Below are 12,426 nucleotides of genomic sequence, written 5' to 3' on the forward strand. Positions count from 1 at the left end.
CTGCGATTGCTGCATTGCGGCAGCGATTTCGCGAGGATTCCGAACATTGGTTCAGGTCACGGACATGAGTGGGCTGAAGTTGACCTGTCCGCCGCTGCGGACCCGCCGATCAGATTTCCAGACGACGCATCTCGACGTAGTCTTCGCTGCGCTCCCAGATCTCGTTGAATGTTTCCTGAAACTGCGCCGTGCGTCCCGGTGCGTAGGTGCTGCCTTCGCCTTCGAAGCGGCTGGCCAATGGACGTTCGAACCATGCAGAGCGATCATTGACCAGGAAACTGCCGGCGTATCGGCGATCAATTGTCTCGACCGGGGTGCGCAACGAGATCACGCTGCTCAGCCGCTGGGCCAGGGCGATCAGGCGAGGAGTCTCGACACGGGCGCGTTCCGATTCCATGACAAGAATGCGGATCTGCACATGGGGGCCGGAAATCGCGACTTGCTTGATCGCTTCCAGAATGTCGCTGTGATCGAGAAGGTCCGGATCCAGATCGCGAGTGAAGATGCAGACCTCACGGCGCGCACTTTCAAGCACGGCGAGGGTGGCCGCCCGCGCACTCTCGCGGTCCGAGCTGGTCAGCAGGTTCGATTCATTTGCCGAGGGCAGGGTTCGTTCGGGCTTCTCGATGGCAGCCAGGCTGATACGCATGTGCCGATGCATGATTCCGCATTCGTCGAACTCCTCACCGTAGGCGGTGAAGCCGGCACGCTCATAGAACGCCGTTGCGTGGCTTTGCGCATGGATCTCGATTTGCTCGAAGTGACGAGCGCGCGCCTGCTCCAGAAGCACGCGCAGGATGGCCTTGCCGACGCCGCGGCCACGCCAGTCGCTGAGTACGGCCATGCGCCCGATCTTGCCATGAGGTGTCAGTCGACCGGTGCCGATCGGCCGGCCATCCGGATCACGCGCAAGAACATGTTGCGACTGGGCATCGAGTTCGTCCCACTCGTCCTCTTCGGGAACCTCTTGTTCGACCACGAACACTTCATTGCGAACGGCGCGAAGGTCGGCCAGGTCGACTGACCAGGTTGCCGGTTCGACTGTAAAGTCGGTATTGATCATGAGCGTCTCCGACTGCGGCTCAGGGCCAGATGACCTGCGTTGACCAGAGTGTGCAACAGGTCGCGGGAGCGGGCATCCAGACCAATCAACTCGTCGCTGCTGAGCGTGCCACCGCGGCAGAGCCTTGCTGCCATCTTTCGCGAACAGGTGAACTCATCGCCAGCGACAAACAAGCTTGCTCCGCGCGCCGCCTTGCTCCAGGCAAAGCGTGACCATGGATTGAACTGCAATCCAGCGCCGCCATCAAGTCGGCGCTGGAATTCGCCGTTGCCAATGGGCTTGGCCAGCGGAACCGCTTCATGGGTCGCGCGATAGCGAGTGATGAAGGAGCCGAACCAACAACGAAGCAGCGATGCATCGACCGCCAACGAATCGCGAAGCGTCTGGCTGATCCTTTCAATGGCCATGTCGTCAATCTCCCCAGCCGCTTTCATCGGCGAAATCCGCGCATCCGAGTAGCGCAGTTCTTCACTCATGCGTTCAGCCAGAAAGCCGGAAAAGTCCGCAACCATCTCGGCAACGGCCGGGGCGCGCATGCCGATGGAAAAGGTCAGGCACTCACCTTCGGCTACACCGTGATGGGCAATGCCGGGTGGCAGATAAAGCATGTCGCCAGGCTCCAGCAACCATTCGTGGGTCGGCGTGAACTCGCGCAACAATTTGAGTTCGACATCGTCGCGAAATGCCTTTGGCGCATCCGGGTCGGTGCTGATCTGCCAGCGCCGCCGGCCCGGGCCCTGGACAAGAAAAACATCATAGTGATCGACATGCGCGCCGACCGAGCCGCCATCCTCGGCATAGCTGACCATGACGTCGTCGATGCGCCAGCTCGGCAGGAAATCGAAGCGCTCGAGCAGGGCGGCGACATCGGTGTCCCACTTGTCGACATCCTGGACGAGCAGGGTCCAGTGCGATGTCGGCAATTCGGCGAAATCCGATTCGGCGAATGGGCCATTGCGTAGCGTCCAGGTGTCAGCGGTCGGCTCGTGCGTGATCAGGCGCGACAGTGCGTAGTCCTCGCACGCCAGACCACCGAGATCATCCGCGCTCAACGGGGCGGGCATGTTTGCGAATGCATTGCGGATCAACAAGGGTTTCTGCTGCCAGTAGTCGCGCAAAAAAGCCGCCGCCGACATGCCGAGGAAGTGCTTGCTGGTTGCTGCCGTTTCGATCATTTGCTGTCGCCTTCTTTTTCCCTGTTCAGACGTGCATCGAGATACGTACCTGCGCCTTGCGCGTAACGAGCGCACGCCGTGGTATCGACGAGTGGCTGCGTGGCGCCGGGTCCGAGTCGCGCGAACAAGTGGCTCGCGCCAGGGTGCGGCGTCATGAGAATGTCACAAGGCAGGTCGGCAACCGCCTTGAGTGTTTTGCGAAACGTCGCGATTTCGCCGGGGTGCGCCTGTTCATCACTGAAACGGTAGCCGTCGGCTGAAATGGCGGTAAGGCTGTCGGCATAGACCATCCTGCGGCAGGTTCCCGACTCACAGGATTCCCAGGTCCAACTGGTCGAGCCGGCGGTATGCGCCGGCGTCGCGTGCGCCGTCAGCGTCAGGTTGCCGAGTGAAAGCGCCTCGCCGTCCTTGATCCGGCGGATATTCAGTATTGGCGAAAACGGGTCGAGTACGCCGAATTGGGGATCGCTGCGATCATTCTTGCCGTGCTCCAGGGTGCTTGCCGCCGGCTCGCGAGCGACGACAACGGCGCTGGAATCCTTCTGGATTTGCGCAATCCCGCCAACATGATCGAAATGCTCGTGCGAGCTGACGATGTAGCGGATGTCAGTGACCTTGAAGCCCAGGGCCCGAATATTCGCCTCGATCAGCGGCGCGGCTTTTTCCGTGGCGCCATCCACGAGCACGTGACCTTGTGGCGAAGTGATCAGGATTGCGCTGATGCCGCAGGTGCCGACATACCAGGTGTTGCCGTAGATATGTGCGGGTCGCGCAGGATCGCTCCAGCCAGGCTTGTCAGGGCATGGCCCAACGGTCGACTGGGCGTGGGCGAACGGAGAGGCAAGCAAACCCGCAAGAAATGTCAGACGAAGCAGCATGAGCTGGACTCCACGGAACGGAAAGCTGTCAGACGAAACGATGCCACGCCGTTGTCGCTAGATAGTGCGCGCGAGTTTCGCTGCCAGGCCGCTATAGCTGCCCGGCGTCATGTCAAGCAGACGCTGCTTGTCGGCCGCGGGCAGATCCAGTGTCTCGATGAAGACGCGCATCGACTTACGGGTGATGCCCTGGCCGCGGGTCAGGGCCTTGAGTTGCTCGTAGGGATTCGGCAACCCGTGGCGACGCATGACCGTCTGCACGGCTTCAGCGAGGACCTCCCAACTGGCATCAAGGTCCGCCTCAAGTCGACTTGAATCGACTTGCAGCTTGGCCATGCCTTTCGACAGCGAGTCGAGGGCGATCTGGGTGTGGCCGAAGGCGGTGCCGAGTGCGCGCAGTACGGTTGAGTCGGTCAGATCACGTTGCCAGCGACTGATCGGCAGCTTGGCACTGAAATGTTCGAACAAGGCGTTGGCGATGCCGAAATTGCCTTCGGCATTCTCGAAGTCGATCGGATTGACCTTGTGCGGCATGGTCGACGAGCCGACTTCACCGGCCTTCAGAGTCTGGCGGAAATAGCCGAGCGAGATATAGCCCCAGATGTCGCGGGCCAGATCGATCAGGATCGTGTTGCTGCGCCGGCTTGCGTCACAGATTTCGGCAATGCAGTCGTGCGGTTCGATTTGCGTGGTGTAAGCGTTGAAGCTGAGGCCGAGGCTTTCGACGAAGCGCTGTGCAAACGCGGGCCAATCGATGTCCGGGTAGGCGACGACATGCGCGTTGTAGTTGCCGACTGCGCCATTGATCTTGCCGAGCAACGCGACGTTGGCGATCTGCTCGCGCTGGCGGCCGAGGCGCGCAAGCACGTTGGCGATCTCTTTGCCCAGCGTGGTCGGCGAGGCGGTCTGGCCGTGGGTGCGCGAGAGCATGGGTTGCGCGGCGAAGGCTTCGGCCATTCCACGCAATCGACCGCTCAATTGATCCAGGGTTGGCAGCAGTACATTGTCGCGCGCATCACGCAGCATCAGCGAGTAGGCGAGGTTGTTGATGTCTTCCGAGGTGCAGGCGAAATGAACGAACTCTTTCGCCCCAGCCAGTTCGGGACTGCCGCCGATGCGCTCCTTGATGAAGTATTCGACCGCCTTGACGTCGTGGTTGGTCTCGCTCTCGATGGCCTTGATGCGTTCGCCATCGGCAATACTGAATTGATCGGCGATGGCCATCAGTGCGGCACGTGCGGCGGCCGGGAACGGCGCCACTTCAGTGATGCCCGGTTCGTCCGACAGTGCGATCAGCCAGCGGATTTCGACGAGTACGCGTCGTTGGATCAGGCCAAATTCGCTGAAAATCGGCCGCAGTGCCTCGACCTTGGAAGCGTAACGACCATCCAGCGGTGATATGGCAAGCAATGGGTGACTCATGGGGTGGCTGGTCCGGTAGCAGGGGGTTGATCGGGTTTGACCATGATCGCCTGGGCCTTGGCTCCGTGCATGGTGCGCACCGTCAGACTGAAGCCATCGAATGCCAGTGACTCGCCTTCGGCAGGCAGGCGTTCGAGTCGGTGCACGATCAAACCGCCAACCGAATTCACTTCATCGGGTGAATCGATTTCGAGATCAAGCAGGCGTTCGAGTCGGTAGATCGGCATGCTGCCGGAAATCGTCATCGAGCCATCGGCCGCACGTTGTGGCGAATCGGCGCCGGAACTGCGGTGCTCATCCTCGATATCGCCGACGATGATCTGCATGACATCAAAGAGAGTGAAGAAGCCGACCACGCGACCGTTCTCTTCGGTGACCAGGGCGAACTGGGTTCGACCGGTGCGGAAGCGCTTGAGCATTTCCAGAATCGGAGTATCCAGCGGCACGATGATGGCGGGGCGGAGCAGGGCGGGGATGTCTTTGATCGAGTCCTTTTCGGCTATCGCCAGGAGCAGATCCTTGACATGCAGGATGCCGCGTACGCTTTCGAGCTCGGCATCGAACCACGGATAGCGGCTGAATTGGGATTGGCGGATTTCGGCCAGCACTTCCTGCTGAGTCTGGCCATCGTGCAAGGCGCCAAGTTGGTCACGCGTGCGCAGCAGATCTCCGGCTACCAGTTCCGGAAGATCCAGCGCGTGACTCATCATCGTGAATGCTTCACTGGAATCGCGGACCGCGCGATTGGCATGCAGGATCAGCTTGAGTTCTTCGCGGGAATAGTGGTGCTCATGGCTGTTGGTCTCATCGAGCCCAAACACGCGCAGCATGAAATTGGCGCTTTCATTGAGCAGCCAGATTGCCGGATACATGGCCCAGTAGAAGACGTACAGCGGCGTCGCCGTCCACGCCGACATGCGCTCGGGACGACGGATTGCCATCGACTTCGGCGCCAGCTCGCCGAGCACGATGTGCAGGAACGAGATAATCGTGAAGGCAAAAATGAACGAAATGATATGCACCGTTTCAGGCGTGAAACCGAAACGGTCGATCAGCGGGCCCAGCAAACTGACAAATGCGGGTTCGCCGATCCAGCCGAGTCCGAGCGAGGCCAGGGTAATGCCGAGCTGACAGGCCGAAAGATAGGCATCCAGATGCTCATGGACGCTGAGCAGGATGCGTCCACGCCAACCGATGCGTTCGGCCAGACCGACAGCCTGGGTATGGCGCAGTTTGACCAGCGAGAATTCGGCTGCGACGAAAAATCCGTTCAGGATGACCAGAACAAACGCGGCGAAGATGTAGGAAGCGTTAGCGAGCATTGCTCGGAGAGGCGGCGAGGGTCGGCGGATTCTAGCATTCACAAAGGAGCGGGAGTGGGAAAAGGGGCGGGAGTGGGGAGTGGGGAGTCGGGAGTGGTCAAAGCGGCTTATCGCAAAATTGATCCGGCTTGCCTTGTTGCCACTTGATCAGCGTTGCCTTAAAGCGACCCCTATCGGTTTTGCGGCGAAACTGCGTTTCGCTTTTTCCTGTTCCCGACTCCCGACTCCCGACTCCCGACTCCCGACTCCCCACTCCCCACTCCCCACTCCCCACTCCCGACTTCCCACTCCCGCTCCTCGGCTATAATCGCCTACCTCAATTTTCGTACTTCCTCGGGAACAAGCAATGAGTGACTTCCGCATCGAACGCGACAGCATGGGTGAGCTTCAGGTGCCGGCTGATGCCTTGTATGGCGCGCAGACCCAAAGGGCTGTGCAGAATTTTCCAATTTCGGGGCTGACCATGCCGCGCGAGTTCATCCGCGCATTGGGTTTGATCAAGTCAGCGGTGGCGCAGGCCAATGCCGACCTCGGTCATCTGAAAAAGACCAAGGCCAAGGCGATCCGCCGAGCGGCCACGCGAGTCGCCAAGGGCGAATTCGATACGCATTTCCCGATTGACGTGTTTCAGACCGGCTCGGGAACTTCGTCAAACATGAATGCCAACGAGGTCATCGCGCATATTGCTGCGGCTGCCGGAACCAAGGTGCATCCCAACGATGACGTCAACAACGGCCAATCGTCGAATGATGTCGTGCCGACAGCAATTCAGCTCAGTGCGGCGCTGGCCGTCAGCGAGCAATTGTTGCCGGCTCTGGGCCATTTGAAATCGATCCTGGACAAGCGCGCCAGGGAGCTGAAGAAGGTCGCCAAGACCGGTCGCACCCATTTGATGGATGCAATGCCGATTACCTTTGGCCAGGAGCTCGGTTGCTGGTCGGCACAGATCGGCTCGAATATTGAACGTTTGAACGACACGCTCAAGCGCGTGTGCAAGTTGCCACAAGGCGGCACCGCCGTCGGTACCGGTATCAATGCCGATCCGAAACTCGGTGCGGCGGTCTGTGCCGAATTGAGCCGCATGACCGGCGTACGCTTCGAATCAGCGAGCAATCTGTTCGAAGGCATCAGCACCCAGGATGCTGCGGTCGAGCTCTCCGGTCAGTTGAAGACCCTGGCCGTTGGCCTGATGAAAATGGCCAACGATCTGCGCTGGATGAACTCCGGGCCACTGGCGGGTATTGGTGAAATCGAGTTGCCTGCCTTGCAGCCGGGCTCATCGATCATGCCGGGCAAGGTCAATCCGGTGATTCCCGAAGCCCTGGCCATGGTTTGTGCACAGGTCATCGGCAACGATACGACAATCACCATTGCTGGCCAGAGTGGCAACTTCCAGCTCAATGTGATGCTGCCCGTGGTTGCGCTGAATTTGCTGCAGTCGATCGAAATCCTGGCCAATTCATCGCGTGCGCTGGCGGACAAGTCGATCGCCGGATTCAAGGTTCGCGAGGACAATATCCGCGAAGCGCTGGAGCGCAATCCGATTCTGGTTACCGCACTCAATTCGGTGATCGGCTACGACGTCGGAGCCGCGACCGCCAAGCAGGCCTACAAGGAAGGCCGGCCAATTATCGATGTCGCACTGGAGACAACCAAGCTCAGTCGCAAGGAACTCGCTCGTCTGCTTGATCCGATGACACTGACCAAAGGCGGCATCCACGACGCTTGACAGGTATCGTCCAGGTTGGCCAGCGCGTGCGAGTGCTGACAAAACCATCGAACGTGGCACGTTTTGTGTATGCGGCCAGCTTGAATGTGGCATCTGGCACATGCATCTAATGATATGAACAGTCAGATTCACAGGATTGCCTCGGGCCCTGGTTCCCGTCCTTGGCAGGGCGGAACAACAGCGAGCTTGTTTCCAGTGGCGTGCGGATTGGAAGACTTCCAGCGTGCTTGCCGCGTCGATTTGCGACTACACATCGATTGATGTCTGCATTGCAAACCGGTTTCAGATATTCAGTAATTGGAGTGATCAAATGAAAAAGAGTCTCTTCCTGCTCATGGCGATGGTTGCCAGCAGTGCCCTGGCGCAGAAGAACGTCGATATCAGTGCCGAACAATTCAAAAGTGGTGCAGCAAACTCGGAATTGACTGCTCTGGGCCGTGAGGCGGCAGCCTCGGGCAAACGTTTGGTGGTGACCGCACCTCAGTACATGCATGCGCAGATCGCCGCGCGGATTCGTGCGGGTGGCGATGCGGAAATCGTGCTCAAGGATGGTTTCTACGAGACTCTGCTGGTTCGCGTCGAGGACAAGGCTCCGGAACCGGCCAAGCCGGAACCGAGACCGGCTCCGGTTGCTGCCGCACCAAAGCCTGCCCCGGCACCCGCGCCGGTCGAGACCACGCCTGTTGCGCCCAAGGTTGAGCAAGCTCCGCCACCGCCGCCGCAGCCAGTTGTCGCAACGCCACCACCTGCCGCTGAGCCCGTGGTCGAAGCCCCGGCTCCAGCCCCCGTTGCCGAACCCGTGGCCACCGCTGCAGAACCTGTTGCCGCCGATGCCGCGATTGAAAATGTCGAGCCCGATGCGTCTGCTGCATTCGACCCGAAAGCACCGGTCATGCTCAATGCGGCCGAACCGGGCGATACGGATCCGACGCGTGAATTCATGGAAAAGCGCTACAACGAAGGCAAGCGCATCGTCGCGCGCATTGAGCCGAACAGGCTGGAGCGCGGAGATGTCATCTTCACTGGCAAGGGTGTAGCCGTTGTGGTCCGCCGCGATCGCAATCGCATGGTCAGAATGTGGTTGGTTGGTCCGCTCAATCTGAACCAGATCAGTCTCGTTGGCGATGGTCTCAACAAATACAATGTCTTGAGCAGCATCATCAACTAATGCGGAAACGGCAACGCGGCGACATGCGCCGCTCGATCAGCGTTGCCTGAAAAAGAACAAGGCCCGGCATTGCTGACAATGCCGGGCCTTTTTGTCAGTTCGAGGCGCTCGACGATCAAGTCGCCGTTTCGATCCTTGTCCGGCGCAGCCAGATGGCGGCCGCGATCAGGCCAATACCGACGACGGCTCCGATCCAGATTTCCGCCGTGCCAAGAATGCCGTAGATCTGACCGGGGTCGAACATCGAGACGATGCTGTTGCCATCGCTGCCACGCAGGCTGTCGCGGAAGAGGTGGCGACCGCCATTGGAATCATCGAGCCACCAGCCGGGCATGACCCCGAACAAAAGGCGGGCGATGACGTCCTTGAACATGAACTCCTTGTCCAGGTGGGGCAGACCCATCAAGCCGATCCAGCCGTTCGCGATATAGGCAAACAGTGGAACCAGAACAGCCCACAAGAACGGTTTGCTGCGTGCGTAGGCCGACCAGAACAGCAGCCAGCCGGCCGTCGGCAGGGCGAACATTGCGTCGATCGGAATAGTCAACAACATGCGCCAGAACAAACCGATCGTGTGCGAGGCACCGATTGCCGGTAGCGGATTGATGCCGTGCAACAGTGCCCAGGTTCCAACGATTACGAGCAGGGCAAGGTAGGCGATTGTCGCCACGGCGAATGCGATCAGTGGTGCCAGCAACACGGCGACAGCGACCTTCGAAAGCACGGTTGCCGTATCGCTGACCGGCAAGGATTTCCAGAACAGAACGCTGCGGTCACGGCGATCGTCATAGAGCGCACCGAGCAGGTAGAAGAACAAGACGAAGAACAGGACGACGCAGAGCAATCCGGCGAGTGCGATGTAGGCAACATCAAGTCCGGTTCCGGCCTGGGCGAAGCTGCCTTCGCTCATGCTCTGTGAAATTCGATCCCAGGGAATGCCGCCATTGATCTTGACGCTGGCGCGCGAAGCGAACACTTCGGCGGACAGGATGCCAAGCACGGTCAGCAGCAACATGACTCCGCTGACCCAGATCGGCGTCCAGTAGAAGCCGCCCTTGTGTTCCCAGTATTCGCGTTTGATCAGCCAGGCGAACGTGTTCATGCGTAGGTTCCTTTCATGGTGGCGACGAACAGGTCGGCGATACTCGGTTTGTGCAGTTCACCGAGTTCGGCCAGGCGTGTGCGGTCGACGCCGTCGAACAAGAAAATCGATTTGCCGAAGATCTGTCGCTCATTGAGCGGATTCAACGCGCGTGCGGCATCGGCCTTGTCCGGATTGACCATGACCTCGGCGTAGCGATCGGCGATTTCGTCCATCGATGCGTTCAGAGCGATCTTGCCGTCGCGGATGAAGATCAGGTCAGTGAGGATGTGCTCGACCTCCTCGACCTGATGGGTGGTGACGACAATGGTCTTGTCTTCATCGAAATATTCGCTGAGCAGATTCTCATAGAAGGTTTTCCGGTAGAGGATGTCGAGACCAAGCGTCGGTTCATCGAGAACCAGAATGCGCGCGTCGATGGCCATGACCAGAGCCAGATGCAATTGCACGATCATGCCCTTGGACATTTCGCGTACGCGCATCTTCGGCTTGATCTTGGTTCGGGCGAGAAAAGCTTCGCATTTCGGTTTTGAGAAGCGAGGATGCACGCCGCCGACAAAGTCGATGGCCTCACAGACCCGGATCCAGCGTGGCAACACGGCGACATCGGCAATGAAACAAACCTGCTCCATCAGCTTTGCGCGCTGGCTGCGTGGATCGAGTCCAAGGACCGAAAGGTTGCCTTCGAATTCGCTCAAGCCCAGGATCGACTTGAGAGCCGTGGTCTTGCCGGCGCCGTTCGGACCGATCAGCCCGACGATGCGGCCAGGTTCGATATCGAAATCGACCGCATCGAGCGCAACGGTGGTGCCATAGCGCTTGCTCAGGCCTCTGGCGTGGATGACGGCGCTCATCGGGTCTCTCCTTCGGATTTCGGTGCGTGTTTGAGAAGCGTTGCCAGATCAATACCCATGCGCTCGAGGCGAGCGGCCAATGGAGGCCATTCCTCGTTCAGGAAGCGCTCGCGTTCGGATTTCAGCAGTGCGCTGCGCGCACCTTCGGTGACATACATGCCAAGCCCCCTTCTCTTTTCCACCAGGTTCTCTTCGACCAGTTCCTGGTATGCCTTGGATACGGTGATCGGGTTGATCTGGAAATCCGCAGCCACCTGGCGAACCGATGGCAGCGCATCTCCCTGTTTAAGCACACCATCAAGGATCATCGCCACAACGCGGTCGCGAAGCTGGCGATAGATCGGTGTGTTGTCGTTCCAGACCATGCTCATCGGTTTAGTCCTTGATTGCATTGGGCAGCATTCTGCCAAACGAATAGTAGGGCATGTCCAGACGACCATGCGGCATGCCACTGGAACCCGAAGAGTGGGAGTGCGAGGCATCCCGTGAGACCGATGCGACGGCTTGCGTCGACACGCCGGTCAAGGTTTGACCAACGATCGGTCGCACGATAACCAGTGGCAAGGTCGGGATCTGCTCAGGTGCGGAAACGTGGATGGTCGAGAGCATCGGCACCGCATCGACTTGCGCCGGGGGTGTGTGATGCTCGGTGTTGGCCTGCGGCATCGGAGCAATCAGCTTGCCGATCTCCAGCACCCCAATCGTGACGGTAATGGCGACGGCGAGCAGCATGCGGGCTTGAATGAGTCGGGACATGATGACCTCCTTGAGGTCTACTGATGAGCTGGTGTTGTAGGCAACTATAACACCTAAACTGAGGGTGTCAATAGGTTGAAGAGCGGGAGTGGGGAGTGGGGAGTCGCAGCAAGCGAAACGCAGTTTCGCAGCGAAACCGCAGGAGCGCCTTCAGGCGCGAGATGTACCATCACGTCAGGAAGATGCCTCGCCCGTAAACGGGCTCCTATCAGATTTGTGGCAAATTGTGTTTCGCTTACGCCCCGCTCACCGGAGTTACACCCATGTCCCGATTCCTGCTCACGTTATGCCTGCTCTTCGCCAGCGTCTCTGCGTACGCCTGCAGCGACCTTCTCAATACCGAATTCCGTCCGCTTGCGGGAAAGGGGAAGGTCGATCTGTGCAAGACCTATGGTGGCAAGGTGTTGCTGATCGTCAATACCGCAAGCAAGTGCGGGTTCACCCCGCAATACGACGCGCTGGAAACGCTCTATGCCGAGTACAAGGATCGTGGATTCGCCGTGCTCGGCTTCCCGTCGAACGACTTCCGCGGTCAGGAACCCGGTACCGAAAAGGAGATCAAGGAATTCTGCACGCTGACCTATGGCGTCAAATTCCCGATGTTCGAAAAAGTCCACGTCAAGGAAGAAGATGCCCATCCGTTCTACGCCAAGCTTGCCGCCGCATCGGACGGTCGCTATCCGAGCTGGAATTTCTACAAGTACCTGGTCGATCGCAACGGCGAAGTCGTTGCCGACTTCCCGAGCAAGGTCACGCCGGATGACGAGGAACTGGTTGCCAGGATCAGACAGCTGCTGGATGCGCCAGCAAGACTAGGGCAACGCTGATCAAGTGGCCCAACCGTCATGGCATTCAGAAGGTTCGCCGGTCGTGCTGCGTGGCGAAGTGAAGGCTGGTTGCCTTGACCAGCCGCGCGGTGCGGCTGGCGGACCTTCTGGATGCCACCTGTTTCAACAA

12 protein-coding genes are annotated in these 12,426 nt (G+C 59.3%); 3 read left to right on the forward strand and 9 right to left on the reverse strand.

Annotation, left to right across the window (positions count from 1 at the left end; genetic code table 11):
- Positions 1 to 109: 109 nt before the first annotated feature.
- The 5 genes from VFN25_RS13935 to VFN25_RS13955 are packed head-to-tail and all read right to left on the reverse strand — an operon-like array spanning position 110 to position 5,860.
- Positions 110 to 1,063 carry a GNAT family N-acetyltransferase gene (locus VFN25_RS13935; RefSeq protein ID WP_325142924.1) on the reverse strand — a complete coding sequence of 318 codons (954 nt, stop codon included), beginning with the start codon at positions 1,061 to 1,063 and terminating at the stop codon, positions 110 to 112.
- Positions 1,060 to 2,238, reverse strand: a complete 1,179-nt coding sequence (locus VFN25_RS13940) for a cupin domain-containing protein (RefSeq protein WP_325142926.1) — start codon at positions 2,236 to 2,238, stop codon at positions 1,060 to 1,062. The genes VFN25_RS13935 and VFN25_RS13940 overlap by 4 nt, the downstream gene beginning before the upstream one ends.
- Positions 2,235 to 3,116: a subclass B3 metallo-beta-lactamase gene (gene bla, locus VFN25_RS13945; protein ID WP_325142928.1), complete on the reverse strand. Its 882-nt coding sequence runs from the start codon at positions 3,114 to 3,116 to the stop codon at positions 2,235 to 2,237. Before bla ends, VFN25_RS13940 begins: the two co-directional genes overlap by 4 nt.
- A 57-nt stretch (positions 3,117 to 3,173) precedes the next feature.
- Positions 3,174 to 4,538 (reverse strand): adenylosuccinate lyase, encoded by a 1,365-nt coding sequence (purB, locus tag VFN25_RS13950; RefSeq protein WP_325142930.1) that lies wholly within the window; start codon positions 4,536 to 4,538, stop codon positions 3,174 to 3,176.
- Entirely contained in the window at positions 4,535 to 5,860 is a 1,326-nt protein-coding gene (locus VFN25_RS13955) for a hemolysin family protein (RefSeq protein WP_325142931.1), read from the reverse strand. Before VFN25_RS13955 ends, purB begins: the two co-directional genes overlap by 4 nt.
- 346 nt (positions 5,861 to 6,206) lie before the next feature.
- Here VFN25_RS13955 and VFN25_RS13960 point away from each other — a divergent pair, with 346 nt between their 5' ends.
- Positions 6,207 to 7,589, forward strand: a complete 1,383-nt coding sequence (locus tag VFN25_RS13960) for a class II fumarate hydratase (protein WP_325142934.1) — start codon at positions 6,207 to 6,209, stop codon at positions 7,587 to 7,589.
- 310 nt (positions 7,590 to 7,899) lie between these two features.
- Positions 7,900 to 8,757, forward strand: a complete 858-nt coding sequence (locus tag VFN25_RS13965) for a hypothetical protein (protein WP_325142936.1) — start codon at positions 7,900 to 7,902, stop codon at positions 8,755 to 8,757.
- Positions 8,758 to 8,872: 115 nt separating this feature from the next.
- Here the strand turns inward: VFN25_RS13965 and VFN25_RS13970 are convergent, their stop codons facing one another.
- The 4 genes from VFN25_RS13970 to VFN25_RS13985 are packed head-to-tail and all read right to left on the reverse strand — an operon-like array spanning position 8,873 to position 11,469.
- A complete protein-coding gene (locus VFN25_RS13970) occupies positions 8,873 to 9,859 on the reverse strand; it encodes a hypothetical protein (protein WP_325142938.1) in 987 nt (328 codons plus the stop codon).
- Positions 9,856 to 10,713 carry an ABC transporter ATP-binding protein gene (locus VFN25_RS13975; protein ID WP_325142940.1) on the reverse strand — a complete coding sequence of 286 codons (858 nt, stop codon included), beginning with the start codon at positions 10,711 to 10,713 and terminating at the stop codon, positions 9,856 to 9,858. The genes VFN25_RS13970 and VFN25_RS13975 overlap by 4 nt, the downstream gene beginning before the upstream one ends.
- Complete coding sequence (locus VFN25_RS13980; RefSeq protein ID WP_325142942.1) at positions 10,710 to 11,084, reverse strand: GntR family transcriptional regulator; 375 nt, start codon at positions 11,082 to 11,084, stop codon at positions 10,710 to 10,712. The genes VFN25_RS13975 and VFN25_RS13980 overlap by 4 nt, the downstream gene beginning before the upstream one ends.
- A gap of 4 nt (positions 11,085 to 11,088) precedes the next feature.
- Positions 11,089 to 11,469 (reverse strand): hypothetical protein, encoded by a 381-nt coding sequence (locus tag VFN25_RS13985; protein ID WP_325142944.1) that lies wholly within the window; start codon positions 11,467 to 11,469, stop codon positions 11,089 to 11,091.
- A 263-nt stretch (positions 11,470 to 11,732) separates the two neighbouring features.
- On the opposite strand from VFN25_RS13985, the gene VFN25_RS13990 reads away from it, so the two are divergent.
- The gene (locus VFN25_RS13990; RefSeq protein ID WP_325142945.1) at positions 11,733 to 12,296 is read left to right on the forward strand and encodes a glutathione peroxidase; all 564 of its coding nucleotides are present in this window, start codon (positions 11,733 to 11,735) and stop codon (positions 12,294 to 12,296) included.
- Positions 12,297 to 12,426: the final 130 nt, after the last annotated feature.

It is taken from the genome of Dokdonella sp., assembly GCF_035703485.1.
Lineage (GTDB): Bacteria > Pseudomonadota > Gammaproteobacteria > Xanthomonadales > Rhodanobacteraceae > Dokdonella.